At 64.8% G+C, this 25705-nt stretch carries 22 protein-coding genes and 1 tRNA gene; 9 read left to right on the top strand and 14 right to left on the bottom strand.

The window, feature by feature from the left end; all coding sequences use genetic code 11:
• Positions 1-324 precede the first annotated feature (324 nt).
• The 3 genes from ACVWZM_RS39455 to ACVWZM_RS39445 all read right to left on the bottom strand — a co-directional run bounded on the left by ACVWZM_RS39455 (position 325) and on the right by ACVWZM_RS39445 (position 2808).
• The gene (locus tag ACVWZM_RS39455; RefSeq protein ID WP_016847729.1) at positions 325-960 is read right to left on the bottom strand and encodes an ATP-dependent Clp protease proteolytic subunit; all 636 of its coding nucleotides are present in this window, start codon (positions 958-960) and stop codon (positions 325-327) included.
• 240 nt (positions 961-1200) lie between these two features.
• Positions 1201-2559 carry a trigger factor gene (tig, locus tag ACVWZM_RS39450; RefSeq protein ID WP_057016451.1) on the bottom strand — a complete coding sequence of 453 codons (1359 nt, stop codon included), beginning with the start codon at positions 2557-2559 and terminating at the stop codon, positions 1201-1203.
• 164 nt (positions 2560-2723) lie between these two features.
• Positions 2724-2808: transfer RNA gene (locus ACVWZM_RS39445), tRNA-Leu, on the bottom strand.
• A gap of 136 nt (positions 2809-2944) precedes the next feature.
• Between ACVWZM_RS39445 and ACVWZM_RS39440 the strand changes: the two genes are divergently transcribed.
• The 3 genes from ACVWZM_RS39440 (at position 2945) to ACVWZM_RS39430 (ending at position 6186) form a co-directional block, all read left to right on the top strand.
• Positions 2945-4294: a multicopper oxidase family protein gene (locus ACVWZM_RS39440; RefSeq protein WP_456856841.1), complete on the top strand. Its 1350-nt coding sequence runs from the start codon at positions 2945-2947 to the stop codon at positions 4292-4294.
• Positions 4295-4312: 18 nt separating this feature from the next.
• Positions 4313-5398, top strand: coding sequence for an enolase C-terminal domain-like protein (locus tag ACVWZM_RS39435; RefSeq protein ID WP_456855969.1), 1086 nt, complete (start codon positions 4313-4315; stop codon positions 5396-5398).
• 77 nt (positions 5399-5475) lie between these two features.
• Positions 5476-6186 carry a hypothetical protein gene (locus ACVWZM_RS39430; protein WP_057016449.1) on the top strand — a complete coding sequence of 237 codons (711 nt, stop codon included), beginning with the start codon at positions 5476-5478 and terminating at the stop codon, positions 6184-6186.
• Between the two features lie 33 nt (positions 6187-6219).
• Here ACVWZM_RS39430 and ACVWZM_RS39425 read toward each other — a convergent pair whose 3' ends face one another.
• Positions 6220-6996: a tetratricopeptide repeat protein gene (locus ACVWZM_RS39425; RefSeq protein WP_141341006.1), complete on the bottom strand. Its 777-nt coding sequence runs from the start codon at positions 6994-6996 to the stop codon at positions 6220-6222.
• 349 nt (positions 6997-7345) lie between these two features.
• Here ACVWZM_RS39425 and ACVWZM_RS39420 point away from each other — a divergent pair, with 349 nt between their 5' ends.
• On the top strand, positions 7346-7687 hold the full coding sequence (locus ACVWZM_RS39420; protein WP_063790074.1) for a hypothetical protein: 342 nt from the start codon (positions 7346-7348) through the stop codon (positions 7685-7687).
• 93 nt (positions 7688-7780) lie between these two features.
• Here the strand turns inward: ACVWZM_RS39420 and ACVWZM_RS39415 are convergent, their stop codons facing one another.
• The 4 genes from ACVWZM_RS39415 to ACVWZM_RS39400 all read right to left on the bottom strand — a co-directional run bounded on the left by ACVWZM_RS39415 (position 7781) and on the right by ACVWZM_RS39400 (position 12861).
• Positions 7781-9199 (bottom strand): MFS transporter, encoded by a 1419-nt coding sequence (locus ACVWZM_RS39415; RefSeq protein WP_456855968.1) that lies wholly within the window; start codon positions 9197-9199, stop codon positions 7781-7783.
• Positions 9200-9260: 61 nt separating this feature from the next.
• A complete protein-coding gene (locus ACVWZM_RS39410; RefSeq protein WP_253590111.1) occupies positions 9261-10631 on the bottom strand; it encodes an LLM class flavin-dependent oxidoreductase in 1371 nt (456 codons plus the stop codon).
• A 39-nt stretch (positions 10632-10670) separates the two neighbouring features.
• Positions 10671-11870: a CaiB/BaiF CoA transferase family protein gene (locus tag ACVWZM_RS39405; protein WP_229191158.1), complete on the bottom strand. Its 1200-nt coding sequence runs from the start codon at positions 11868-11870 to the stop codon at positions 10671-10673.
• On the bottom strand, positions 11860-12861 hold the full coding sequence (locus ACVWZM_RS39400) for an HpcH/HpaI aldolase/citrate lyase family protein (RefSeq protein WP_229191159.1): 1002 nt from the start codon (positions 12859-12861) through the stop codon (positions 11860-11862). Before ACVWZM_RS39400 ends, ACVWZM_RS39405 begins: the two co-directional genes overlap by 11 nt.
• 143 nt (positions 12862-13004) lie before the next feature.
• On the opposite strand from ACVWZM_RS39400, the gene ACVWZM_RS39395 reads away from it, so the two are divergent.
• On the top strand, positions 13005-13904 hold the full coding sequence (locus ACVWZM_RS39395; RefSeq protein WP_057016444.1) for a LysR family transcriptional regulator: 900 nt from the start codon (positions 13005-13007) through the stop codon (positions 13902-13904).
• On the opposite strand, the gene ACVWZM_RS39390 is transcribed toward ACVWZM_RS39395, so the two are convergent.
• The 3 genes from ACVWZM_RS39390 to ACVWZM_RS39380 form a co-directional block, all read right to left on the bottom strand.
• Positions 13901-14458, bottom strand: a complete 558-nt coding sequence (locus ACVWZM_RS39390; protein ID WP_076825322.1) for a flavin reductase family protein — start codon at positions 14456-14458, stop codon at positions 13901-13903. The two genes, ACVWZM_RS39395 and ACVWZM_RS39390, sit on opposite strands and share 4 nt — an antisense overlap.
• An 86-nt stretch (positions 14459-14544) precedes the next feature.
• Entirely contained in the window at positions 14545-14673 is a 129-nt protein-coding gene (locus tag ACVWZM_RS39385) for a hypothetical protein (protein ID WP_256520413.1), read from the bottom strand.
• A complete protein-coding gene (locus ACVWZM_RS39380) occupies positions 14663-16162 on the bottom strand; it encodes an NAD(P)H-hydrate dehydratase (RefSeq protein WP_456855966.1) in 1500 nt (499 codons plus the stop codon). The genes ACVWZM_RS39385 and ACVWZM_RS39380 overlap by 11 nt, the downstream gene beginning before the upstream one ends.
• 355 nt (positions 16163-16517) lie before the next feature.
• Between ACVWZM_RS39380 and ACVWZM_RS39375 the strand changes: the two genes are divergently transcribed.
• Both ACVWZM_RS39375 and glnA read left to right on the top strand, forming a co-directional pair.
• Positions 16518-16856 (top strand): P-II family nitrogen regulator, encoded by a 339-nt coding sequence (locus ACVWZM_RS39375; protein ID WP_011441447.1) that lies wholly within the window; start codon positions 16518-16520, stop codon positions 16854-16856.
• A 151-nt stretch (positions 16857-17007) separates the two neighbouring features.
• On the top strand, positions 17008-18417 hold the full coding sequence (gene glnA, locus ACVWZM_RS39370) for a type I glutamate--ammonia ligase (RefSeq protein WP_028333940.1): 1410 nt from the start codon (positions 17008-17010) through the stop codon (positions 18415-18417).
• Between the two features lie 165 nt (positions 18418-18582).
• Here the strand turns inward: glnA and ACVWZM_RS39365 are convergent, their stop codons facing one another.
• Complete coding sequence (locus ACVWZM_RS39365; protein WP_253623815.1) at positions 18583-18846, bottom strand: tautomerase family protein; 264 nt, start codon at positions 18844-18846, stop codon at positions 18583-18585.
• Positions 18847-18998: 152 nt separating this feature from the next.
• Between ACVWZM_RS39365 and ACVWZM_RS39360 the strand changes: the two genes are divergently transcribed.
• Both ACVWZM_RS39360 and ACVWZM_RS39355 read left to right on the top strand, forming a co-directional pair.
• Positions 18999-19976, top strand: coding sequence for a GlxA family transcriptional regulator (locus ACVWZM_RS39360; protein ID WP_456855965.1), 978 nt, complete (start codon positions 18999-19001; stop codon positions 19974-19976).
• A gap of 184 nt (positions 19977-20160) precedes the next feature.
• Positions 20161-21390, top strand: a complete 1230-nt coding sequence (locus tag ACVWZM_RS39355; RefSeq protein ID WP_456855964.1) for an ABC transporter substrate-binding protein — start codon at positions 20161-20163, stop codon at positions 21388-21390.
• 274 nt (positions 21391-21664) lie between these two features.
• Here ACVWZM_RS39355 and ACVWZM_RS39350 read toward each other — a convergent pair whose 3' ends face one another.
• Together ACVWZM_RS39350 and ACVWZM_RS39345 are read right to left on the bottom strand one after the other, a co-directional pair.
• Positions 21665-22669 (bottom strand): ABC transporter substrate-binding protein, encoded by a 1005-nt coding sequence (locus ACVWZM_RS39350; protein ID WP_456855962.1) that lies wholly within the window; start codon positions 22667-22669, stop codon positions 21665-21667.
• A gap of 245 nt (positions 22670-22914) precedes the next feature.
• A complete protein-coding gene (locus ACVWZM_RS39345; RefSeq protein WP_456855960.1) occupies positions 22915-25188 on the bottom strand; it encodes a PAS domain S-box protein in 2274 nt (757 codons plus the stop codon).
• Positions 25189-25705 lie beyond the last annotated feature (517 nt).

Here is a 25705-nt window from a genome sequence, read left to right as displayed (position 1 = left end):
ACCGTGTGGATCACGGTTTATTCGAATCTCCGCGATCATAGCCGATGCATCACAGCCAACCATGCTGGCACCCGACTATCAAGAATTCGCTAATCGGATGGCCGGCTCAAGACCGTGACAATACCGTGATTTTCAACGATCGCACGTGGAATACGCGTCGAAATCCACGGAACGTTGCGGGATTACCACGTCGGTATATGAGCACGAAAGCGGAACTTTCCGCTGTGCGCATGCACCCGCCGGCGGGTCCAGCACCCTGCTTTTGCCGGTTATGTGAGGCGTCAATGTGGAGATCACACCGACGCCTCGAGATGCCTGCCCAGATCAGGCCGCCTTCGCGGCGGCCGGATCGTCCGGACGCTTGTCGATGACCTTGTCGACGAGGCCGAACGCCTTGGCGTCCTCGGCGGTGAGGAACTTGTCGCGCTCCAGCGCGTCCTCGATCGCCTTGTAGGTCTGACCGGTATGCTTCACGTAGATTTCGTTGAGGCGCTTCTTGAGATTCAGGATCTCCTGCGCGTGCAGCATGATGTCGGTGGCCTGACCCTGGAAGCCGCCGGAGGGTTGGTGCACCATGATGCGGGAATTCGGCAGCGTGAAGCGCATGTCCTTCTCGCCCGCAGCCAGCAGCAGCGAGCCCATCGAGGCCGCCTGCCCGGTGCACAGCGTCGATACCGGCGGACGGATGAACTGCATCGTGTCGTAGATCGCAAGACCCGACGTCACCACGCCACCCGGCGAGTTGATGTACATCGAGATTTCCTTCTTCGGATTCTCGGCCTCGAGGAACAGCAACTGCGCGACGATCAGCGTCGACATGCCGTCTTCCACCGGACCGGTGACGAAGATGATGCGCTCTTTCAGCAGGCGCGAGAAAATGTCGTAGGCGCGTTCGCCGCGATTGGTCTGCTCGACGACCATCGGCACGAGGTTCATGTAGGTTTCAACGGGATCGCGCATGAAAGAACCCAAGGGTTAGGGGTGATGCAGAACTTTGCTCAAGACTACTTGGCTCAAGACTACTGCCTCAAGGCTTAACCCAGATATGGGCCAATTTCCGGCCGACAAGGCCGTCAACTCGCCGCACTAGCCACCTGGGCAGGTCGCAGAAGTTCAAGCTGATTCGCGTCTTCGCGCCTAGCGACGGGACCCGTCGCGAGGCGCGCTTTCGCGGTTCATCATTAACGCGAGGTGCCGAAATTAAGCGGCAGTTTTCTCGGCGTCTTCATCCTTGAACAGCTCCTCCTTGGTGACCTTCTTCTCGGTCACATTGGCGAGCTCCAGGACGAAGTCGACAACCTTGTCCTCGTAAATCGGGGCGCGGAGCTGGGCCAACGCCTGGGCGTTGCTGCGGTAGTAGTCCCAAACTTCCTTTTCGCGGCCGGGCATCTGGCGCGCGCGCTCGATCACGGCGCGCGACACCTCGTCGTCGGTCACGGTGATCTTGTTCTTCTCGCCGATCTCCGACAGCACGAGGCCGAGGCGGACGCGGCGGTCGGCGATCTTGTGGTACTCCTCCTTTGCCGCTTCCTCAGTGGTGTTCTCGTCGGCGAAGGTCTTGCCGGACGAGTCCATCTCCGCCTTGATCGAGTTCCACATCAGATTGAACTCTTCGGCGACAAGCGACGGCGGCGCCTCGAATTTGTGGCTGTCGTCGAGCCGGTCGAGCAGCGCGCGCTTGACCTTCTGGCGGGTGGCGCCGGCGAACTCGGCCGTCAGGCGCTCGCGGGCGGCCTCCTTCAGCTTGTCGAGCGACTCCAGGCCCAGCGTCTTGGCGAACTCGTCGTCGATCGTGGTCTCACCGGGCGCCTCGATCAGCGTCGCGGTGGTCTCGAACTCGGCCGGCTGGCCGGCGAGCTTCTCGTTCAGATAGTTCTTCGGGAACGAGACCTTCAGCGTGCGGGTCTCATTGGTGCCGATGCCGATCAGCTGCTCCTCGAAGCCCGGGATGAACTGGCCGGCGCCGATCACGACCTGGATGCCCTCGCCGGTGCCGCCGTCGAAGGCTTCACCGTTGATGGTGCCCTTGAAGCTGATGGTGACGCGGTCGCCCTTCTCCGCCACGCCCTCGGTCTTGGCATTGTACGGGCGGCTGCCTTCCGCGATCCGCTTGATGGCATCGTCGACATCGGCGTCGGAGACTTCGACGACCGGCTTCTCGACCGAGAACGACTTGAAATCGGCGAGCTGGATCGGCGGCACGACCTCGATCGCGACGGTGTAGGTCAGGTCGGTCTTGCCCGACAGCAATTCCTCGACCTGGTCCTTCTCGGTCGGCATCGTGATCTTCGGCTCGCCGGCGAGGCGGAAGCCGCGATCCTCGAAGATCTGCCGGTTGGTATCGCTGATGGTCTGGTCGATGGTCTCGGCCATCACCGAGCGGCCGTAGATCTTCTTCAGATGTGCCACCGGCACCTTGCCGGGACGGAAGCCGTTGAGACGGACCTTGTCCTTGAGGTCGACCAGCTTGGCGTCCGCCTTGGCATCGAGATCGGATGCCGGGACGCTGATCTTGAATTCGTGCTTCAATCCCTCGTTGAGGGTCTCGGTGACCTGCATGGTATCAATCTTCTTCCGCTTTTGCCGCGGCCCGAGCGGCCGTGGCAGTGTTCAATCTGTTCGACGATGGGCCTTGCGGCCTAACGTCTGTGGGTTCGGCGACCCCTCACCCCATCGGGGCCAAAGGTTCTCCAAGAATTCGTCATGCAAACGCTGTAAGCGCTTGGTGCGGGCGGAGGGACTCGAACCCCCACAACTTTCGTCACTGGAACCTAAATCCAGCGCGTCTACCAGTTCCGCCACGCCCGCGCGAAAAGCATCCCAGTCCGGCCGCGATGCCGCGGGCGGCCGGGCTTATAACATGCGCCCACCGGTTCGCAGCAAAAAAATGGCCGCTGTTGAGCCCACCCTGCGACCGATCGCGACTGGACAGGTACACTTGAAAATGGTCCGCATCGGCCGGATGGCAAGTCCTCCCGCAAGTCCCGAATTTTCCCTCACCCGGCGCGATCTGATCGCCGCCCTCGGCGCCGCGGCGCTTTGCCCCGCTCTGCCGGCCACCGTCGCGGCGCAGGGCCGGATCGCGGTCGCGCTCCAGGCCAAACCTGACCGCATCTCGCTTCGTCCGGACGGACCGGGTCCTGGCGGACCGGAGACACCGGTCTGGTCACTCGGCAGCGGCGACCTCCGCTTCAAGCGCGGCGAGGTCCTTGACGTCACCTTTGGCAATGACCTGCCGGTCGCGGCCGCGCTGGATTGCCGCGGGCTCGACGGCGTCGCGGCGGCGGAGCCACTGGCCTCCCGGGCGCTGCTTGCCGCCGGGGCAAAGGATAGCTTCCAGCTGCCGCTTCGGCATGCCGGCACCTTTCTGTGCGAGCCGCTGATCGGCGATGGCAGCACGGCGCCGGCACGGCCGCGGTCGCTGATCGTGACCGGCACCTCGCCGGTCGCGGTCGACCGCGACGAGGTCCTGCTGATCGAGGAGTGGCGCTTGCGGCCGGACGGAAGCGCAATCCCGGCCGGCAATGATCCAAAAGATTCGACGCAAATTCATACGATTAACGGCAAAACCTCATACGACATCTCGGCACCGGCCAATGCCCGCCTCAGACTCCGCTTCATCAACGGCAGCCAACGCAGCGTGCTAGCGATCAAGCTGGAGAACCTCGATGTCCGTGTGATGGCCATCGACGGCCAGCCGGCCGAACCGTTTCCGGCCCGCAACGGTGCGCTGGTACTGGCTCCCGGCGGCCGTACCGATGTCTTCGTCGACGCGGCCGGACCGGCCGGAACCAGCTTTCCGATCCTGCTGCACGATGGCAAGCAGGCCCGCCCGGTCGGCAAGCTGGCCGTCTCGAACGATCCGCCGGTCCGCCCGGCGCCGTTCCCGCCGGCTCCACCGCTGCCCGGCAACGACATGCCCGCCCAGCTCGATCTCAAGAGCGCCGCAAGGTTCGAGCTAACTCTCGGTACGCCGACCGAATGGTTCCGCCCGGCGGACTTCAAGCCATCGGCCGCGCCGGCCTTTCAGGCCAAAGCCGGCCGGCCGGTGGTGCTGGCGCTGACCAACCGCGGCCCGATCGCCAGCGTCTTTCATCTGCACGGCCATCACTTCCGTCTGCTCGACCGGCTCGACGACGGCTGGAAGCCGTTCTGGCTCGACACGCTCGCGATCGAGCCGGGCCAGACCCAGCGCATCGCCTTCCTCGCCGAATATCCGGGCCGCTATCTGATCGAGCAGGTCGCGACCGACTGGGCCGCGCCGCGGCTCGTCCGATGGTACAGTGTCCAATAACAAGAAGAGGAAACGTCCATGAGCCAGACAGTTGCAGCGATCCGCGCAGTCAAGGCGCGAAGCGTCGTGGTGCCGCTCAAGCGCCCTGTGAAGAACGCCTTCGGCGTGATAGATTCCGGCCCGCTGGTTCTGATCGATGTCGAGACTGACCAAGGCGTTACCGGCCGCACCTACATCTTCGCCTACAGCAAGCTCACGCTTAAACCTCTTGCCTATCTGATCGAGGAGATCGGCCGCGAGCTCATCGGCAAGCCGGTCGCGCCGTTCGACCTGATCAAGGCAATGGACGCCAAGTTTCGGCTGCTCGGCTGGCAGGGCCTGGTCGGCATGGCGGTATCCGGACTCGACATGGCCTATTGGGATGTGCTCGGCCAGCTCGCCGGCCGGCCGCTGGTCGAACTGCTTGGCGGCTCGGCGAAGCCGATCAAGGCCTATGACAGCTACGGCGTGGTCGATCCCGTCGCCGATGAGCGCGCGCTGCGCTGCTCGCTCGACCAGGGTTTTCGCGGTATAAAAATCAAAGGCGGCGACGGTGATGCCGCCAATGACGAGCGCGTCGTGAAGGGCGTGCGCGCCCTGCTCGGCCCCGACATCGCGTTGATGATCGACTTCAACCAGTCGCTCGATCCGGCGGAGGCGACCCGCCGCATCGCCCGCCTTGCGCCCTACGATTTGCACTGGATCGAGGAGCCGGTGCCGCAGGAGAGCCTGTCCGGCCACGCAAAAGTCCGCGAGACCTCGCCGACGCCGATCCAGGCCGGCGAGAACTGGTGGTTTCCGCGCGGCTTTGCCGAAGCGATCGCGGCCGGCGCATCCGACTTCATCATGCCCGACGTGATGAAGGTCGGCGGCGTCACCGGCTGGATGCAAGTCGCGGGACAAGCCGACGCCGCCTCGATCCCGATGTCGAGCCATCTGTTCGCGGAAGTCAGCGCGCATCTGCTCGCGGTGACGCCGACCGCGCACTGGCTCGAGTTCCTCGACTTCGCCGGCGCGATCCTCACAACGCCCGCCGAAATCGTCGACGGCGCGGTGACCGCCAAGGGTCCCGGGCTCGGCATCGAATGGAACGAGCCGGCGGTCGCGAAGCATCTCGTCAGCTAGCGGCGATCCTGGCCGGTGAGCGCACGCTTCACCTTTGCGACGCATTCATGTAGGTCGATCCGAAATCGGAGCGCCCAATGTCGACCAATAGCAAGCTGACGCTCAAATTCCGTTGCCCGACGGAGCTTGACGGACTGATACCGGCCCCCATACCGGCGGCGCAGGGCGTTCCCGACTGGCTCAGGGCGATGCCGGCAACGGCCTTCTCCTCGATCAACCTGCACGACGAGGACACCATCAAGCGCTGCCCGCCGTTCGTGGATGCGATGACCTGCGGGTTCTTGCTGCCGCTGGTTTGCGATCTCAAAGTCGAGGACGGCGAAATCACCTGGGACCAGGACCTGCCGCCGGGAGGCACGCCGGAATTCCCACGCTCACCGATCGGCTTCCACGACCCGGGTCAGGTCACCGGCACTCCGCTGTTTGAAGAGGGCCGCTTCTTTCTCAAATTCCACAATTTGTGGACCGTCGAAGCCCCGGAAGGCTACGCGATCTACTTCACCCATCCCGTCAACCGCTTCGATCTGCCATTCACCACACTCAGCGGCCTGGTCAATTCCGACCTCTATGCCGACAATTGGGTGCACTTTCCGGCGTACTGGCACGATAGGAATTTCAGAGGCGTCCTCCCCAAGGGGACTCCGATCGCGCAATGTATTCCCGTCAAGCGAGACGACTGGACCGCGCAGGCATCGCCGTTCACCGCGGAAGACGCCAAGCGGGTCGGCGAACTCCGCACCGAGCTCAGACGGCAGCCGAACCTCTACCGGAGAAACTTCAGGGCGTAAGGCATGGCGGAATGCCGTCCGCCGCGCGCAATCTCAGTCCCCGCCGAGGAACTTCGCAGCGGCGCTCTGGGAGAAGAAGAAGCGGCCATGAGATCCCGAGGCCATGACGAATGCCGCGCGTCCAAACAGCTGGGGCTGACCGCGCATCACCGAGCGCAGCGCTGCCTCGGCAGCATCGCGCTCCCCCTGCTCGAAAAGGCAGGTGGCGAGGTGGGCGCGGGTTGAGCGATCATCCGGGTATTGCGCGAGCACGCGGCGGAACGCATCCGCGGCTGCGGCGTAGTCGCCACGGAGGATCAGGACCCGCCCGAGCTGGTTGAGAATGTCGGGGCGTCCCGGCGCAGCATCACGTGCCGCCGTCAGGACGCTTGCAGCCCGCGCGACGTCATTGGTCTCCTGCAACAGGCGCCCGAGAGCGAGCTTCAGGTCGGCGCTCTCAGGGGCCAGCGCGAGACCGGCCTCGATCGTGCTGATCGCTTCGTCGTGTTGACCGGCCTTGGCAAGCTGCCCGGCGAGTTCCTGAAAGGACGGAAAATATGGCGGGCGGCGTGCCGCCGTGCGCCGAAGCTGTGCGATGCCGTCGGCGACGCGGCCCGCGCCGCACATCAGCGCGCCGAGCAAAGTCTCGACCTCTCCATCGTCGGTGCGACGCGCAACCCGCTCGAGCGTTGCGATCGCCTCGCCGCCCCGGTTCTGCCCCATCAGGGCATGCGCCAGAAGAAGCGCGGCGTGTCTGTCCGTGCGGTTTGATTTCAGGAGGTTCGTCGCAATCTGCTCGGCCTGAGCAAACTGCTGCGCCCGCAACGCCAAGGCGCCTTGTTGCAGCGCCTGAGCGAGGAAATTGTTCTGCCTGCCACTCACGAGAGGTTTCTGGAGGATCCGAGAGAATGTTGAGGGCCCTAGCCCCGCCATCGCGGGGCGTCCAGCAACAGTCTCGTTAAAACGCGACATGAGGTCAACAGCAGCGCCCCGCCCACCTTCTGGCCTACCCAACGGCCTGATGTCGTCGAGCCCATGGCGATCACATCAATTCGCATCGAAATCGCGAAACGGAACCCGTCAATTCGGGACAAGCGTCGGATAAATCCTGTAGTGTCGGAGTTGATCGGCGTGCCGCCGAGCGAATCTGGCACCATGTGGCTCAGATCGGAGAACAGGGATGGCACAGTGTATCGTCGTCGTTCAATTCGACCTTCCGAAACGAACTGAAGAACAGGCCATCAGGGGTGGCATGGGCACCGCCCCCATTTACCGAAAGCTCGCAACAAAGGGGCTGATCCGCAAAGACTATCTCAATGGAGAGGCCGGTACCGGCGGCGTCTATCTCTGGGAGAGCCGAGAGGCGGCCGAGGCATGGTTTACCGAGGCCAAGATCGTCGAGCTCACCGGACGGTTCGGAGTCCGGCCGCGGCTGACCTGGTACGACACACACGTCACCGTCGACAATCTCAAGGGCGAGACGCGGGTGAGCCAAACCGCGCTGATTTCCGCAGCGGAATGAAATCGACCTGAGGTCAGCGTCGAGCGCCCGCATCTGAGCACAGTGCGGGCGCTGTAACGCGGCCGTTTTCGACCGGGGCCTTTGGCCCGACGCCTACTCCCCGCCTCCGGCAATCCCGCCGGTGCTCGGTTGCAGCTTGCCGCGCGCCTGCGCCGATGACGCTTCGCTGTCCATCGCCTCCGGCCGCAATGCCTCCAGCGGACGCTTGCGGGTCTCGATGCCGAGCACCGCAACCGCGATCGCCTGCACCACCAGGAGCCCGGCCACCACAGAGACGACGCCGGTGACGCCGAACCTGGTGAACAGCTCGACCACGATGAACGGCGTCACGATCGACATCAGGCGACCGGCGGTGTTGCAGATGCCGGATCCGCGCATCCTGAGCTCGGTCGGGAACAGTTCGGGGATGTAAAGCCCCCAGGCCAGCGCCAGCATCACCGCCACCGTGAACACGAGCAGGAAGCCGATCACGACGAAGGCGACCGGGTTGATGAACATCGGATAGATCAGCCCGAGCCCGGCCGCGGCGAGCGACAGCACGATCAGCGACGGCTTGCGGTCGATCTTCTCGCCGATCCACATGCCCGACAGCGTGCCGAGCGGGCTGCCGAGCGTCATCAGCATGGTGTAGCCGAGCGATGACGACAGGTTGATGCCCTGCTTGACGAAGAAGGTCGGGATCCAGGCGATGAAGCCGTAGACCGCGGTGTTGAGCCCGATCAGGATCAGGCAGCCGACGATGGTCCGCGCGATCAGTGCGCGCGAGAACAGGCGCGTAAAGCGAACGTCCGGCTGTACCGGCGCCGGCTGATAGGCCGGGGTCGGCAGGGTCCTACCCTTGCCGACCTCCTGCTCGATCGCCGCCAGCACCGCCTCCGCCTCGGCGTTCTTGCCCTGCGTCTCGAGCCAACGTGGCGATTCCGGCAGCGAGCGCCGCAGGAACCAGACGATCATCGCGCCAATGCCGCACAGCGCAAACATCCAGCGCCAGCCGAGGTGCGGAATGACGACCCAGCCGACCAGCGTCGCGACGAACAGCGCACCATTGGTGCAGGTCGCGAGCGCCGCGCCCCAGCGGCCGCGCTGCTGCGGCGGGATGAATTCGCTGAGCACGACATAGCCGACGACGATCTCGGCGCCGAGCCCGAGGCCCATCACGAAGCGGGCCCCGATCAGCCAGCTCATCGACGGCGCGAGCGTTGCCGCCAGCGCGCTGAGGCCGAAGATCAGGAGGTTGGCCTGATAGGCGAACTTGCGGCCGAAGCGGTCGCCGGCGACGCCCGCCAGCCAGGCACCGATCAGCATCCCTACAAAGGTCGCCGAGATGAAGCGCGCATTCTGCGCGAGGTCCGAATAGCCGGACTGAACCAGTGCGCCGAGAATGCTGCCGGCGAGGAAGATCTCGAAGCCGTCGACGAACAGCCCGGCTCCGATCAGCGCGAAGATCCGGTAGTGAAACCTTGAGATCGGCAATCTGTCGAGCCGGCCCCCCGCGTTAACGCCCTTGGTCACTTCAGCCTCCCTGATTTTGATTTTGTTTTGATCGTTGTCCGCGCCGATTTTTGTGCCCGCGCTATCCGGTCGAGACGCGCGCCTCCTCGTCTGCGCTCGCATGCATGGCTTGCGGCCGCGGCAGGCCGAGGTTCTCGCGCAACGTGTCGCCCTGATACTCGCGCTGGAACAGGCCGCGCCGTTGCAGCTCGGGCACGACGAGGCGCACGAAGTCCTGGTAGGTTCCGGGCACATGGGTGGCGGCGACGACAAAGCCGTCGCAGCCGCCTTCGCAGAACCAGCGCTCCATCTGATCGGCGACCGCCTTGGGCGAGCCGACGAAGGTCGGTAGTTCAGCGAGCGTCCCGCGCCCGCTGAACTGCACGAAGTCCCGCGGTGTCGGATTGGGCTTGCCGCTGAGATTCATCACGCGGTCGCGGATTGCTTGCAGCCCGCTGATCGAGGCCAGCTCATCCGACGTGAACGGCTCGTCCATCGGCTTGGCCGCGAAATCGTAGTTCAACACCTCCGACAACAGCGTCAGCGCATCGATCGGCTTGGCGAGCCGGTTGATCGCCGCGAACTTGTCCTCGGCCTCGGCCTGGGTCTCGGCGACGACCGGATAGACCGCCGGCGCGATGCTGATGTCCCTGCCCGTCTTGGCGAGCGTCCCCTTCAAGTCGGCATACTGCTTCTTCGCGATGTCGAGATTGGGATAGATCACGAAGATCAATTCGCCCCAGCGCGCCGCGAAGGTCTTGCCGCGGCCGCTCTGGCCGGCCTGAATGATCACCGGATGGCCCTGCGGCGAGCGCGGCACCGTGAACGGGCCGCGCGAGCGGAAGAACTGCCCGTGATGGTCGAGCCGGTGCACCTTGGCCGGGTCGGCGAACAGCCCGCTCTCGCGGTCGAAGCTGACGGCGCCGTCCTCCCAGCTGTTCCAGTGGCCGAGCACGACCTCCATGAACTCGTCCGCGCGGTCGTAGCGCAGATCGTGGCTGAGATGCTGCGAGGCACCGAAATTCGCCGCCTCGGAGTCGTTCAGCGAGGTCACCACGTTCCAGGCGGCGCGGCCGTTCAGCAGCAGGTCCATCGTCGCGAACACCCGCGCGACGTGGAACGGCTCGTAATAGGTGGTCGAATAGGTCACGCCGATGCCAAGCCGCTCGGTCGCCAATCCCATCGTGAGCGCAACCGAGACGGGATCGAGCTTCGCCGCGCGCACGCCGTGGCGGATGGTCTCACGGAAATCGTCGCCGAAGCGATCGGGGATCGCGAGCCGGTCGTCGAAGAAGGCGAGATGAAACTTGCCGTGCTCCAGCGTGCGCCCGATCTCCTGATAATAGTCGCGCGAGAACCAGTTCGGCTTCGAGTCCGGATGGCGCCAGGAGGCGGGATAGTTCGAGCAATTCTGGGCCTGCAGGAAGCCGATCAATTTCATCTGCCTGGTCATGGCGTGGTTCCTTCGTGGCCGCGGGAGAATTGGGGCATGTCAGATCACCCCGTCGCTGCGCAGCGCGGCGAGCGCCGCCGCGGTTGCGCCGGCAAGTGAGGTCAGGACTTCGTCGGTGTGCGCGCCGAGCGCGACGCCGGCATGCTTGAACTGCGGCGGCGTGCGCGACATTTTTGGGATCGCGCTCGGCACCGCAATCGGCCCGGCGCGCGAGGGCACCTCAGCGATGTTGCCGCGGGCGCGGTATTGCGGGTCGGCGAAGATGTCACTGATGCTGTAGATCGGCCCGCAGGGCACGTCGTAGCGCTCGCATTCGGCAAGCGCCGTCTCCAGCGGCATGGAGCCGATCCAGTCGGCGACCATCCCGTTGACCTCCTCGCGCCGCGCCAGGCGGCCGGCCATGGCCGCATAGCGCGGGTCGGTCGCGAGATCCGGCCGCCGCATCGCCTGCGCCAGGCGCTCGAACATCTTGTCACTCGAACAGGCCAGCGCCACCCATTTGCCGTCGGCGGTCTGGTAATGGCTGTGCGGCACGACATTGACGGTATCGGCACCGAGGCGTTCGCGGACGAAGCCGGTCTTGGCGAACACAGTCGCCATCTCGTCGAGCAGCCGAAACACCGATTCATAGAGCCCGATATCGACCACCTGCCCGTGTCCGGTGGCTTCGGCATGGCGCAGCGCCAGCAGCACGCCGAGCGCGCCCCATAGCCCGGAAATGTAATCGGCGAGCGAGGTCGATCCCGGCATCACCGGCGCCCGTCCCGCCTCGCCGGCAAGATAAGCGAGCCCGCTGAAGCCGTGCGCGATCCGGGCAAAGCCCGGCTTGTCACGCAAAGGGCCGTCCTGCCCATAGGCGCTGATGCGCAGCATCACGAGTTTTGGGTTGATCTCGCGCAATGCCTCGAAGCCGAGCCCCCATTTCTCCAGCGTGCCCGGCCGGAAGTTCTCCAGCACCACGTCGGATTGGCGGACCAGCTCGCGAAACAGCGCCGCGCCCCGCTCGCTGCGCAGATCGAGCGTCACCGACTTCTTGTTGCGGGCCTCGCTGAGCCAGACATAGGTGTCGCCGCATTCGCTCGGCGTGCCGAACCGGCGCAAGGGATCGCCTGTGCCCGGCTGCTCGATCTTGATCACCTCGGCGCCGAAATCGGACAGCACCGTCCCGCAGAACGGCGCCGCCACGAAGGTCGCGATGTCGAGCACGCGAATTCCGGACAGCGGTGGCTCATGCGACATCGCGCGCTCCTTGCCTGCCCGCCGCCTGAATTGCGTCATGGCGGTCGATGATCGCCTGCGCGCGCTTGAGCACCGCAAGATCGATCAACACGCCGTCCTGCCCGTAGGCACCGTCGCCGCCGGCGCTGGCGGACTGGATCTTGGCCGTGATCTCGCGCGCCCAGCCGATCTCGCGTGCGGTCGGCGAGAACACCTCGTTGGCGGTTTCGAGCTGCGAGGGATGGATCGCCCATTTGCCCTCGAAGCCGAGCGCGGCCGCCCGCGCCGCACTGGCGCGAAAGCCTGCGGCATCGCCGAAATTGGCATAGGGGCCGTCGATGGCACGCAGGCCGTGGGCGCGGCAGGCATTGGCGATGCGGGCGAGCGCGAAGTGCCACTGGTCGTTCCAGTGCATCCGGCGCGCGCCTCCCTCGTCCGCATCGGTGAGCACGGCATAGCGCGGATCGGAGGCGCCGATGATCTCGCCGCAGGTACGCAGGTCGATCGAGTAATCGCCGATGCCGAAGATGACCGCTTCCAGCCGTTCCGACGCCTGCACGATGTCCTCGACATTGGCGAGTCCAAGCGTGGTCTCGATCAGGATCTCGATGCCCAGCGGCCTTGCGCGCGGGAACTCGCGCTCGAGCCCCGCCAGCAGCGCGTCGACGAAACGGACGTCGAACGCGGTGCCGACCTTCGGCACCATGACGAGGTCGAGGCGCGGCGCGCGGCTGACGATCTCGATGATGTCGCGATGCGCCCATTCGGTATCGAGGCCATTGATGCGCACCGCCAGCGTCTTGTTGCCCCAGTCGATCCGGTTCAGCGCCTCGATCGCGATCTCGCGCGCCTCGGGCTTTCGCGGCGGCGCAACCGCGTCCTCCAGATCCAGGAAGATGAAATCGGCCGCGCTACTCGCTGCGCGTTCGAAGAAATGGGTCGAGGTCGCGGGAACCGCGAGTTCGGAACGCTGGACGCGGCGCGTGCGCGGCTTGGTGACGGTGAAGGACATTGGAGCATCTTTTCTGCATCGCGCCGCAGGATCGTCTCCCGCGGCCAACAACAATCATGCTAGATGTCCGACACTGATCTTTCTAACGAGATTATCTTAAGAACTGTTCAGTTCTCCGGGACAATCGTCTGCAGGGCAAAACGATGTCGCAGATCAATTTCAAGCTGCTGCACATGTTCATCGCGGTCGCGGAGAACAAGAGCTTTCGCCAGGCCTCCGAGCAGCTCAACCGCTCGCAATCCGCGGTCAGCATGCAGATCAAGCTGCTGGAGGATCAGGTCGGCGCCGCGCTGTTTCATCGCACGACGCGGCGCGTCGAGCTGACCGCGGAGGGACTGCAACTGCTGACGCATGCGCGGCGCGCGCTCGGCGAATGGGAGAACGGCCTGCGCGAGATCCGTGAGGTCATCGACATCCAGCGCGGCACGCTGTCGCTGGCCTGCGTCCCGACCATTGCCGCGACCATTCTGCCGCAGGCGCTGCACGCCTTCCAGGCGAGCTATCCCGGCATCAACATCAATCTGCGCGAGCTTGCGGCCGAGGACATGCTGGACTGCCTGCGCCGGCGCGAGGCGGATTTCGGCATCGGGCCGGAGACGGACGGCTCGACCGAGTTTCAGTTCGCGCCGCTGTTCAACGACCCGATCTATGCGCTGGCGACAAGAGCGTTTCCGTTTCGCAAGCGCAGCGCTGTCGACCTAACCGAACTGTCCGCCTATCCGATCCTGCTCAACTCAAAATCGGCGGCGCTGCGCTCGATGCTGGAGCGCGCGCTCGCCACGCGCAATCTGCAGATGAAGATCAAGTTCGAGGTCGAGCACAGCTACACGCTGGCCGCGCTGGCCGGCGCCGGTCTCGGCGTCGGCATCCTGCCGAAGGTCGCCTTGCCGCGGCCGGTCAGGAAGACGATGCAGGCGCTACCGATCGTCAATCCGACGCTGGAGCGCACCGTCTGCATCGTCTCGTTGCGCGGACAATCGTTCTCGCCGGCTGCCGGCGCGCTGACATCAGTGATTCACAAATTCCTCAAGCCGCGCCCTTAGGTCCGCCGGGCCAACCCGCAGAACGCGCCACCAAAATAGATCAGCGGCGTCTCCCCCTCACGCAGATGCATCGCGCGGACCGCGCCGACGAAGATCGAATGCGTGTCGTGCGCATGCTCGTCGATCAGCTCGCAGTCGAGCCCGATCAGCGCATCCTTAAGGATCGGCGCGCCCGTGGCCAGCGACAGCCAGCCGTCGGCGCCGGAAAAGCGATCGTCCCGCTCGATGCCGCGGCGGCCGGCGAACACATTGGCCAGCTCGGCCTGGTCGGCGTGCAGCATGTTGACGCCGAACGCAGCGGTGCGCCGGATCAGGCCATGCGCGCTCGCCGAGCGGTTGACGCAGGCGATCAGCCGCGGCGGCGCGTCCGACAGCGAACAGACCGACGTCGCCGTCATCCCCGTCCTGTCGCCCGGCCCGCCCGCCGACAGGATCGTCACCGCGCCGGCGTGGTGGCGCATCGCCGCGCGATAGGACGCGGGGTCGACGCTCCCGTGAGCCGGAGCGGCGGCGGTCCGTGAAGCGGTCGAAAGCAGGCTGGTCGGTGCGTTCATCTGACTGTTCCGGGCGAGAGGCGACGGTTTCGAATCGTATAGGCCAGCTCGACCGATCGCAGAAACGCAAATATCTAACCAGTTGTTCAGATCATCCGATCAATGCCGTCGGGCGTGTGCAGGCCGGCGAGCCACGGCAGCGCCTGATCGAATGCCGCGCGATGCGCGCGCGCGGCGACATCCATGTCGGCCAGCACCAGCCGCCTAATACTCAATCCCGAACTCGTCATAGAGGCGGCGGAACACGGCGGGCAGCACTTCGGTGAGATCTTCGGCGATCAGGCCGGGGCCCGCCTCGCTCGCGCTCTCGCCGTGCATCCAGACGCCGATGCTGGCGGCCTCGAAGGCCGCGGCGCCCTGCGCCAGGAAACCCGCGATGATGCCCGACAGCACGTCGCCGGCGCCGGCGGTGGCGAGCCAGGGCGGCGCATTGGCGGCGACGGTGGCGCGGCCGTCGGGAGACGCGATCACCGTGTCGGCGCCTTTCAGCAGCACCACCGCGCCGGAGCGCTCGGCCGCCGCGCGCACGCGCTCGAGCTTGGAGCGGCCGGGATGCTTGTTGGAAATATCGCTGAACAGCCGCGGAAACTCGCCCTCATGCGGCGTCAGCACCACCTGCTGACCGGCGCTAGCCTTGATCGCCTCGAACAGCCGGTCCGGCGCGCCGGCAAAGCTGGTCAGCGCGTCGGCGTCGAGCACCAGATGCCGCTGCGCCGACAGCGCGGTGTGGACGAAGTCACGGGTCCGCGCGCTGACCCCGGCGCCCGGACCGATTACGCAGGCATTGAGGCGCTTGTCGCCAAGCAGCTCGGCGAACTGGATCGGGTTGTCGACCGCGCGCACCATCACCGCGGTCAGCGCCGCAGCGTTGACGGCAAGCGCATCACGCGGCGAGGCCAGCGTCACGAGGCCGGCGCCGGCGCGCAGCACGGCGCGCGCGGCGAGCCGTGCCGCCCCGGTCGAGGCGAGATCGCCCGACACCACGACGGCGTGCCCCCGCGCGTATTTGTGGCCGTCGATCCGCGGTACCGGAAACGACCATCGCCAGGCCTCCGGCGCATTCTCCGCGGTCAGCGGCTTGATCTCGTCGAGCACCAGCGCGGCGATACCGATGTCGGCGACGCGCACCCGGCCGCAATACATCCGGCCCGGCAGCAACAGATGCGCGGGCTTCTTGCGGAAGAAGGTGACGGTCTCGGTGGCCTGCACGGCCGCTCCCATCACCGCGCCCGATGTGCCGTTGATGCCGCTCGGCAGGTCGACCGCCAGCACCGGCGTACCGTTGGCATTGATCGCCGCGATCATCTCCAGCGGATCGCCCTTTACCGGCCGGTTGAGGCCGGCACCGAACAGCGCGTCGACGATCAGCGCCGGCTTGCCGAGCGCCTGCGGGTTGAACGGCAGCACCGGATATTTCCAGCCCTTCGCCGCCAGCGCCGCGTCGCCCTGCAGGCTGTCGCGCTCGCAGAGCAGGATCACCGAGACCTCGCGGCCGCGCGCGGCAAGCTCGGCGGCAGCGACAAAGCCGTCGCCGCCATTGTTGCCGCGGCCGGCGACCACCACGATCGGCCCCTCCTCGACCAGGTCCATCGCGGCTTCCGCGACGGCCTGGCCCGCGCTCATCATCAGCGCGAAGCCCGGCGTTCCGGCTGCGATGGTCAGCCGGTCAGCGCGCTCCATCTCGGTCGTGGTCAGAACGTCCATGCCGAATCCTCAATCGCTTCGCCTTTTCGAGAGGCAATTCCTGTGACGTTCGCGGGGTTTCTACTGGCCGACTGCATACGGATTGGTCTATTTGCCTATTTGTTAGGCTTGGATATCATAGCCCATGTGGTTCGATATCAGCCGATTGCCTGTTAAAAGGCTGATAACATTCTGAAATCGGGGACTTTAACAACTTGGCATAGACCCTGCTTTTGAGGAAGCCGCGCGCAAGGCCGCTTCATGCGGACCATTGCGCGTGTTTCCGGCCACCGGCCGGAAGCCTTAAGACCAACCAGACTGCGCCCCACGCGCATCGAACTCGACCCTGCAATCTGCAATGCCCGGGAGGCGCTCAGTGAAGAAGATTGAAGCCATCATCAAGCCCTTCAAGCTCGACGAGGTGAAAGAAGCGCTCCAGGAAGTCGGACTGCAAGGCATCACCGTCACCGAGGCCAAGGGATTTGGCCGCCAGAAGGGCCATGCCGAACTCTATCGCGGTGCGGAATACATCGTCGACTTCCTGCCCAAGGTGAAGATCGAGATCGTGATCGGCGACGACCTGGTCGAGAAGGCGATCGACGCGATCCGCCGCGCGGCGCAGACTGGCCGGATCGGCGACGGCAAGATCTTCGTCTCCAACATCGAGGAAGCCATCCGCATCCGGACCGGCGAATCCGGGCTGGACGCTATTTAAGGGCGGTGCTATCCGGATTTTCCGACGGCAAAAGAGAAAAAAGGCTGCTTCGGCAGCCTGATTTCGTTTGTGTAGTCACACGAACTCGCCAAAAGCGGGAATAACGTCGCTCTCCGCTGGAAACCGACCCGCACATCCATAAGGGGTATTCATGAAGACCGCCAAAGACGTCCTGAAATCGATCAAGGACAACGACGTCAAATACGTCGACCTGCGCTTCACCGATCCGCGCGGCAAGTGGCAGCACGTCACCTTCGACGTCAGCATGATCGACGATGACATCTTCGCCGAGGGAACGATGTTCGACGGCTCGTCGATCGCCGGCTGGAAGGCGATCAATGAATCCGACATGTGCCTGATGCCCGACCCGGTCACCGCGACGATCGACCCGTTCTTCGCCGAGACCACCATGGTCATCACCTGCGACGTGCTCGAGCCGACCACCGGCGAGCCCTACAACCGCGACCCCCGCGGCATCGCCAAGAAGGCCGAGGCGATGGTGAAGTCGATGGGCGTGGGCGACACCGTGTTCGTCGGCCCCGAGGCCGAGTTCTTCGTGTTCGACGACGTGCGCTATTCGGCCGAGCCCTACAACACCGGCTTCCGCCTCGACTCCTCCGAGCTGCCGATCAACTCGGCGACCGAATATGAGGGCGGCAACCTCGGCCACCGCATCCGCACCAAGGCCGGCTACTTCCCGGTGCCGCCGCAGGACTCGGTGCAGGACATGCGCTCCGAGATGCTCGGCGCGATGGCCAAGATGGGCGTCAAGGTCGAAAAGCATCACCACGAGGTGGCCTCGGCCCAGCACGAGCTCGGCATGAAGTTCGACACGCTGACGCTGATGGCCGACCATATGCAGATCTACAAGTACTGCATCCACCAGGTCGCCCACATCTACGGCAAGACCGCCACCTTCATGCCAAAGCCGGTCTACGGCGACAACGGCTCGGGCATGCACGTGCATCAGTCCATCTGGAAGGACGGCAAGCCGACCTTCGCCGGCAACAAATACGCCGACCTGTCGGAGACCTGCCTGCACTACATCGGCGGCGTCATCAAGCACGCCAAGGCGATCAACGCCTTCACCAACCCGTCGACCAACTCCTACAAGCGTCTGGTGCCGGGCTATGAAGCCCCCGTGCTGCTCGCCTATTCCGCGCGCAACCGCTCGGCGGCCTGCCGCATCCCCTACACCGCGAACCCGAAGGCCAAGCGCGTCGAGGTGCGTTTCCCCGACCCGATGGCCAACCCCTATCTCGGCTTCGCCGCGATGCTGATGGCCGGTCTTGACGGCATCAAGAACAAGATCGATCCGGGTCCGGCGATGGACAAGGACCTCTACGATCTGCCGAAGGAAGAGCTGAAGCAGATCCCGACCGTCTGCGGCTCGCTCCGCGAGGCGCTCGAGAGCCTCGACAAGGACCGCGCGTTCCTCAAGAACGGCGGCGTGTTCGACGACGACTTCATCGACGCCTATATCGAGCTGAAGATGACCGAGGTCGCGCGTTTCGAAATGACCCCGCACCCGGTGGAATTCGAGATGTACTACTCGCTGTAAATCTTGCGGCACCGACGACATGCGAAAGGCGCTTCCACCGGAAGCGCCTTTTGTTTTGGGTGAGAACGGTGCGTAGGATGGGTAGAGCGCAGCGAAACCCATCGCACCGGTGCAAGCCTTGAGATGATGGGTTTCGCTTCGCTCTACCCATCCTACGCAGGGCAGTTACACCTTCGCCTTGGCGAGCCGCCGTCCGTCGGCGTCGAGCGCGCCGAAGGTGCCGGCGATCATGTCCGGCGTCGGAATCATGCCGCCGAGCGACCAGCTCGCCGGCTCGCCCTCCTCGATCTTGACCCAGACGTTGCGGCGGAAGTCCGGGTTACCCTGCGCCTCGATCTCGACCATGAGGTCGGTGACGCGCTCCAGCAGCGCCTGCTTCTGCGCGACATCGAAGATGCCGCGGACGGTGGAAATGGTGACGTAAGGCATGGTCTCTCTCCATTGCTGAGGGTGTGACAACGCAGCGAAGATGGACCGGCACGGTCAAATCAGGCGGTGGCCGATCGGACAGAGATCGGGCAATATCTGCCACCGCCCGATCGCGCTGATCGGCTAGCATGACGGCAAATTCCGGAGGTCCCATGAAGCTTGCGATCCTCGCGCTGGAAGGCTGCATGCAATCGGCGGTCGCCGGCATCGCCGACATCCTCACCCTCGCCAACCACGTGATGCAGCTGCGCGGCGGCAAGGCGCGCTTCAGCTGGCAGACGCTCTCGCTCGACGGCAAGGCGGTGCGCGCCGGCGGCGGCAAGTTGCTCGCCGTCGATGGTACGGTGGGCAGGCGGACGGCGTGCGACGCGATCATCGTGCCGGGCAGCCTGGTCGATCATCTCACCGCCGAGCGCCTGCAACCGCAATATGACCGTGCCGGCGCCTGGCTGCGCCAGCAGCATGCCAGCGGCCGGCTGATCGGCGCATTCTGCAGCGGCGTGCTGCTGCTCGCCAATGCCGGCCTGCTCGACGGTCGCTGCGCCACCATCACGTGGTGGCTGCAGTGCGAGCTGCGTCGCCGCCATCCCAAGGTTGATCTCGCCGGTGATGCCGTGATCACGCAGGCCGATCGCCTGGTCTGCGCCGCTGGCCCGATGTCGTGGGTCGATCTGTTGCTGCGGCTGATCGAGCTCGTCGAAGGCGCGGAGGTCGCAAAGGTTTGCGCCGACTATGCGGTGATCGACACCGCGCAGCGCACCCAGGCGATCTTCATGCCGCTCGGCTACATGCTCGGCCAGGACCCGCTGCTGATCAAGGCGGACATGCTAGTGCGCCGCACCGGCAAGACCCCGATCACGGTGCGCGGCCTCGCGCATGCGCTCGGCCTCAGCGAAAGCACACTGAACCGCCGCTTCCGCGAACTGACCCACGAGCCGCCGCAGGCCTTCATCATGCGCCGCCGCGTCGAGCACGCCCGCACGCTATTGGAAACAACGGCGCAGCCGATCAAGGCGATCGCCCGCGCCACCGGCTATGAGGACGAGAGCAGCTTTCGAAAGGCCTTCCGCAAGCTCACGCTGACATCGCCGCAGGCCTATCGCGCGCAACGATCGATGCGCGCGGCCTGATCGCGGGAAGCGCCGGAAGACTACGGTCAGCAACGCTGACGAACCTGATGACGTGATGCGAACCGCACACAAGGTTGTGTTTCCGGGATCGACAACGCCTGGGCTCGGGTGTTCACTGCCGGCAAGGACCCGAAAGCGGCCTCCGATAAAACACGCAATCATTTTCTGCATGGGGAGAAACGAGATGTCTTTCGTCGCTCGACGAATGGCGGCGCTTTCGACCGCCATCACTATTCTCGCTGTCTGTGCTGGCAGCGCATTTGCCCAGAAGAAATACGATATCGGCGCAACCGATACTGAAATCAAGATCGGCAACATCATGCCGTATAGCGGGCCGGCATCCGCCTACGGCACCAGCGGCCGGGCCCAGGCGGCCTATTTCCGCAAGATCAACGCCGAGGGCGGCATCAATGGCCGCAAGATCAACTTCATCTCCTATGACGACAGCTACAGTCCGCCGAAGACGGTCGAGCAGGCGCGCAAGCTGGTCGAAGGCGACGAGGTCTTGCTGATCTTCGCCTCTCTCGGCACGGCATCCAACGGCGCGATTCAGAAATACATGAACGTGAAGAAGGTGCCGCAGCTGTTCATTCAGACCGGTGCCACCAAGTGGAACGATCCGCAAAACTTCCCATGGACCATGGGCTGGCAGCCCAGCTATCAGAGCGAGGGACGGATCTACGCCAAGCACATCCTGAAGGAAAAGCCGGGCGGCAGGATCGCGGTCCTCTACCAGAACGACGATTATGGAAAGGACTATCTCAAGGGCCTGAAGGACGGCCTCGGCGACAAGGCGGCGTCGATGATCGTAATCGAGGATGCGTATGAGGTGGCCGAGCCGACGATCGACACGCACATCGTCAAGATGAAATCGATGAATGCCGACGTATTCGTCGACATCGCCACACCGAAATTCGCGGCGCAGGCCATCAAGAAGGCGGCCGAGATCGGCTGGAAACCGCTGCACATCCTCAACTCGGTAGGTTCCTCGCTCGGCGCCGTGATCCAGCCTGCCGGCTTCGAGAACGCACAAGGCATCATTTCGGTGGCCTACCTGATGGATCCGCTCGATCCGCAATGGAAGGACGATCCCGGCATGAAGGCGTTCGACGAGTATCTCTCCAAATATTTCCCCGAAGGCAATCGGGCCGACAGCCTGATTATGACAGGGTACAATGCGGCTCAGACGCTGGTTCAGGTGCTTAAGCAGTGCGGCGACGATCTCACGCGCGCCAACGTCATGAAGCAGGCCGCCAACCTGAAGGCCTTCCGCACCACCAACTTGCTGCCCGGCATCACAATGAACACCAGCCCGATCGATTTCGCGCCGATCAAGCAGATGCAGCTCAGACGACTCAAGGGCGAGCGATGGGAGCTGTTCGGGCCGATGCTCAGCGCGGAAGTGGGAGGTTAGCCGACCGCAGCCCCTCACTGCGCCGCCCGGCGGTCCGAGCGTTATCCGCGTCATTGCGAGGAGTTCGCGACAAAGTTGCAAAGCAATTTTGCGCTGAAGCGGCGAAGCAATCCACCTCTCCGCGTATCCGGAAAGATGGATTGCTTCGCTTCGCTCGCAATGACGCTAGTAGCCTTGGATCTGTAGGATGGGTAGAGCGCAGCGAAACCCATCATCTCGCCCCCTGCACAAGCGATGGGTTTCGCTTCGCTCTACCCATCCTACGGAGCTTGACCTACACCCGGAACAGCTTCGCGTACCTCGCCTTGATCTCCTCCGACTGCACCTGCACCTGGGCCGGATCGGCCTTGAGCATTTTCAGTTTGTCGAGCGGCACGTGACCGGCCTTCTCCTTCACCTTGGCGTGGAACGAGCGGTGCGCGAATTCGTCGGCCAGCATCTGCTGCGTCTCGGCGCTGAAGAAGTAGCTCTGGAACAGCCGCGCCGCATTCGGGTTCGGCGCGTTCTTGAAGATGCCGCTCGGGACGATGATCAGCGGCGCGCCCTCGGCCGGATAGACCACCTCGACCGGCTTGCCCTGATCCTTGGCCAGCACGAGGTTGTAGTCGTTACCGTCGGCCATCACCGCGCGCTCGCCGAGCAGAATCTTCTTCGGCGGATCGGCCGCCGACTGCACCTGCATCACGCGCTGCTGCGACAGCTTCTCCAGATACGGCCAGCCGAGGTCGCGTGCCAGCACGAAGGTCGCGGTCATGATCGCGCCGGAATAGCTCGGGTGGCCCTTGACGATTTTGCCGCGCCACTTGGGATCGAGCAGGTCGGCGTAGCTCTTCGGCGCCTCCTCGCGCTTCACCTGCTCGGTGTTGTAGCCGATTACCTCGAACCAGGCGCAGGATGTCGCCGAGGTGCCGTCGGGATCGATCTGGTCGGCCGGAAAATGCCTGGCGACGTCCTCCGGCACATAGGCCGCGAGCCAGTCGTTCTTCTTCCAGTCGAGGTAATGCGCGGGATCTGTGGAATTGGCGACGTCGACGGCGTTGATGCCGCTGCCCTGCTCCTGTGCGATGCGCTGGAAGATGCGTTCCGCGCCCGAGCGCTCGACGCGGACGCTGATCCCGGGATATTTCTGCTCGAAGTCACGCGCGAGACGCTCGGCCGTGTTCAGCTCCAGCGCGCTGTAGAACGAGATCTTGCCTTCCTTCTTGGCGGCTGCGATCAGCTCCGGCGTCACGGCTTCCGCCGGCGGCGCCGCCGCGCGCAGCGGCTCCGCGAATACCATGCCAGCGGCGGGTGGCCGCCGTCACCTTGAGCCAGTCGCGCCTCGACCATTTGCGGTCCTGCATTCCATACTCCCTGAAATCGGGCCGTTGACCGGCCGCGCCTTTGTCGCGGGAGCTTAGCGCGTAGGATGGGTAGAGCGAAGCGAAACCCATCAAATAGCGGCCGCATCAGGGATGATGGGTTTCGCGCAGTTTATCATCGGGCCGCGCTTGCGGACCCGTTGGCATCCAAGTCACGCCGCGGCTACGTCTTCGCGGGCGGATTCTCGCGCAGGAAGCGTTCGAGATCGGGCTGCACGGAATAAGGCTGCGGAACCGGATCGCCCTGAAAGTCGACCTGAAGATCAAGGCAGCGCCGCAGCATCCGCGCCAGCTCGCCGCGCCGATAGGGCTTGGTCAGCAGCGGAATGCCGTGACCGCCACGCCCCTGCTGTGCGGGCAGCACGCCGTCGCTGTAACCCGAGGTGAACAGCACCCGCAGTGCCGGGCGCCCGGCCATCAGCGTCTCCGCCAATTGCCGGCCGTTCATGCTGCCGGGCATCACGATATCGGTGAACAGAAGGTCGAACGCGGTGCCGCGTTTGACGATCTCGAGCGCGGCGTCCGCGTTCGCAGCGACCAGCACGTTGTAGCCGAGGCTTTCGAGCTGGCCCGTGACATAGTCTCGGATCGTAGGGTCGTCCTCCACGCACAGGATCGTCTCGTCGCCGCCCCTGACGGGCAGATCGTCCTTCTCCGCCGCACGCTGTGCGGTGCCGTCGGCCTTCGGCAGATAGATCCTGAAGATGGTGCCGCGCCCCTGCTCGCTCTTGACCTCGATCCCGCCGCCGCTTTGTTTGACGAAGCCGAACACCATGCTGAGCCCGAGCCCGGCGCCCTGCCCGACCTCCTTGGTGGAAAAGAACGGATCGAAGATCTTCTCCAGATGCGTCGGCGAAATGCCGGTGCCGGTATCGGTCACCTCGATCACGAGATGATCGCCGGCGCGCTCGACGCCGCACGCCACGGCGTCGGGAATCCCGAGCTGGATGTTGCGGGTCGCAAAGCTCAGCGTGCCACCGTCAGGCATGGCATCGCGCGCATTGATGGCGAGATTGACCAGCGCAGCACCAAGCTGGCTGCGGTCGACGAAGGCGAGCCAGGCGTCGCGGCTGAGCTCCGTCCTGATCTCGGTCTGCGAGCCGAGCGTCTGCGACAGCAGCCGGGCCACCTCGCCGACCAGGTCGTTGACGTCGGTCTCGCCGGGCTGCAGCGGTTGCTTGCGCGCGAATGCCAGGAGGCTCGAGGTGAGCTGCGCGCCGCGATCGGCGGCATCGCTGATCAGCTTGGCGATTGCGGCGAGTTGCGGGTTGTCCTTGACGCCGTCGGCGAGGATCTCGATCGTGCCGGTGATCACGGTCAGCATGTTGTTGAAGTCGTGCGCGATGCCGCCAGTCAGCCGCCCCAGCGATTCCGACTTCTGCGCCTGGATCAACTGCTCCTCGGCGATCCGGCGCTGGCTGACGTCCCTGACAAAGGAATTGATGATCCAGCCGTCACCGCGGCGCAGCGCGTTGAGGGACACCTCGACATAGAACCGGTGACCGTCGCGGTGCAGGCACGCCGTTTCATAGCGCATGCCCATGGCGCCGGCCGCGGTCTCCTGCAGGAAGCGGGTGATCCGCTGCCGGTGCGCGAGGCGCAGCTCCTCCGGAAACACCAGTTCGACCACCCGATAACCGACCGCCTCGGAGCGCGTCCAGCCGGTCAGCACCTCGGCCTGCGGGCTCCAGTCGAGAATGACGCCGTCCTGGTCGGTCTGGACGAAGGCGTCGAGCGCGGTCCTGACGATGGCTTGCGCCATCTGCTCGCTCTCGACCAGCGCCTGGTGTGCCCGACGCTGCGCGGTGACGTCGTGCAGTACGGCGACCGCGCCCCGCAGATTGCCGGTATCGTCGCGCAGCGGCCGCGCGTTGACGACAAGGAAGACGGCCGGTTGCGGCGGTTGCGGTTTGACGATCAGCTCGAAATCGTCGACGTCATCGCCGCGCAGCGCACGCGCCATCGGCGTGTCCGGGATCGGCATCACGGTGGTGCCGTCGGCATAATAGTTCTGGAAGGTGCGAACGCCGGTCAGGGTATCAAAACCGGGTTCGACACTGTACAGCCGTCGCGCCGCGGCGTTGACGATCACGATCATCCCGTGCTCGTCGGCGACCACCACCGGATCGCGGATGCTCTCGACGGTCTTCTCCAGCAGGTGCTGCCTGCTGCCCAGCTGCGCCGACAATTCGGCAAGCGTCGCCGCGAGCTGAGCGGTCTCGCCGTCATCGCTTGAGCCGAGCGAGACCTGCTGGCCGCGCGACAACGCCTCCGCCGCCCGCACCAGCTGGGCGGGCGTCCTGGACAGCGATCTCGCAATCACCTCAGCCGTCATCAATACCACCGCAACCGCGCCACCCGCGAGCAGAACGCCCGGCCAGGTTACGCCATGGATGAAGCCCAGCGCGAGCAGGAGCGCGGCGACGGGAAACAACATCCCCATCGCCAGACGGCCCGACAAATTCATCCCGACCAACCCCTCGTGTCGGCTGCACCCGAAAATGGAAAAGGAAAAGCAGTATTCGGAAAGGGTCGTCGGCGCCGGATCAAATATCCCTGTTGCTTAGCCGAGTCCGGCGCCGCAATCCGCCACTTTCGTATCCGTATTAGTACGGAGGAAGGCCGATTCCGGCGCACGCGCAATACCGGAAGAATAGCTGCGACCTGTCGACCAGCGGTACATCTCGCCGGCAGCACAACTCAACATACCGAGAATTTGCAGGAGGGATGCATGTTTGGCGCCGTGGTCAGCCGTCGGCCGAACGCGCCAGGCGGGATGCCGACATGGTCGCTCGCCAAACATGGACCACTCCCACGTTTCTGGGTCCAGCCCAGCCCTCGCCGGCGCTTGGCGACGCTCTCAACGCCGACTTACGACACCTCGAAGTAACGTGCCTCGGCTGCGAGACGCATCGTGAGGCGGCCGAACAGGACCTCGATCCACGAGCTCGAGC

It is taken from the genome of Bradyrhizobium sp. USDA 4501 (genome assembly GCF_054062115.1).
This window is presented reverse-complemented; position numbering and strand designations above follow the sequence as displayed.

Excerpts from the sequence above, each read along its gene's own strand:
- ACVWZM_RS39455 (WP_016847729.1), bottom strand. The coding sequence starts at position 960 with ATGCGCGATCCCGTTGAAACCTACATGAACCTCGTGCCGATGGTCGTC.
- tig (WP_057016451.1), bottom strand. The coding sequence starts at position 2,559 with ATGCAGGTCACCGAGACCCTCAACGAGGGATTGAAGCACGAATTCAAG.
- ACVWZM_RS39440 (WP_456856841.1), top strand. The coding sequence starts at position 2,945 with ATGGTCCGCATCGGCCGGATGGCAAGTCCTCCCGCAAGTCCCGAATTT.
- ACVWZM_RS39435 (WP_456855969.1), top strand. The coding sequence starts at position 4,313 with ATGAGCCAGACAGTTGCAGCGATCCGCGCAGTCAAGGCGCGAAGCGTC.
- ACVWZM_RS39430 (WP_057016449.1), top strand. The coding sequence starts at position 5,476 with ATGTCGACCAATAGCAAGCTGACGCTCAAATTCCGTTGCCCGACGGAG.
- ACVWZM_RS39420 (WP_063790074.1), top strand. The coding sequence starts at position 7,346 with ATGGCACAGTGTATCGTCGTCGTTCAATTCGACCTTCCGAAACGAACT.
- ACVWZM_RS39410 (WP_253590111.1), bottom strand. The coding sequence starts at position 10,631 with ATGACCAGGCAGATGAAATTGATCGGCTTCCTGCAGGCCCAGAATTGC.
- ACVWZM_RS39405 (WP_229191158.1), bottom strand. The coding sequence starts at position 11,870 with ATGTCGCATGAGCCACCGCTGTCCGGAATTCGCGTGCTCGACATCGCG.
- ACVWZM_RS39400 (WP_229191159.1), bottom strand. The coding sequence starts at position 12,861 with ATGTCCTTCACCGTCACCAAGCCGCGCACGCGCCGCGTCCAGCGTTCC.
- ACVWZM_RS39395 (WP_057016444.1), top strand. The coding sequence starts at position 13,005 with ATGTCGCAGATCAATTTCAAGCTGCTGCACATGTTCATCGCGGTCGCG.
- ACVWZM_RS39390 (WP_076825322.1), bottom strand. The coding sequence starts at position 14,458 with ATGAACGCACCGACCAGCCTGCTTTCGACCGCTTCACGGACCGCCGCC.
- ACVWZM_RS39380 (WP_456855966.1), bottom strand. The coding sequence starts at position 16,162 with ATGGACGTTCTGACCACGACCGAGATGGAGCGCGCTGACCGGCTGACC.
- glnA (WP_028333940.1), top strand. The coding sequence starts at position 17,008 with ATGAAGACCGCCAAAGACGTCCTGAAATCGATCAAGGACAACGACGTC.
- ACVWZM_RS39365 (WP_253623815.1), bottom strand. The coding sequence starts at position 18,846 with ATGCCTTACGTCACCATTTCCACCGTCCGCGGCATCTTCGATGTCGCG.
- ACVWZM_RS39360 (WP_456855965.1), top strand. The coding sequence starts at position 18,999 with ATGAAGCTTGCGATCCTCGCGCTGGAAGGCTGCATGCAATCGGCGGTC.
- ACVWZM_RS39355 (WP_456855964.1), top strand. The coding sequence starts at position 20,161 with ATGTCTTTCGTCGCTCGACGAATGGCGGCGCTTTCGACCGCCATCACT.
- ACVWZM_RS39350 (WP_456855962.1), bottom strand. The coding sequence starts at position 22,669 with ATGGTATTCGCGGAGCCGCTGCGCGCGGCGGCGCCGCCGGCGGAAGCC.
- ACVWZM_RS39345 (WP_456855960.1), bottom strand. The coding sequence starts at position 25,188 with ATGTTGTTTCCCGTCGCCGCGCTCCTGCTCGCGCTGGGCTTCATCCAT.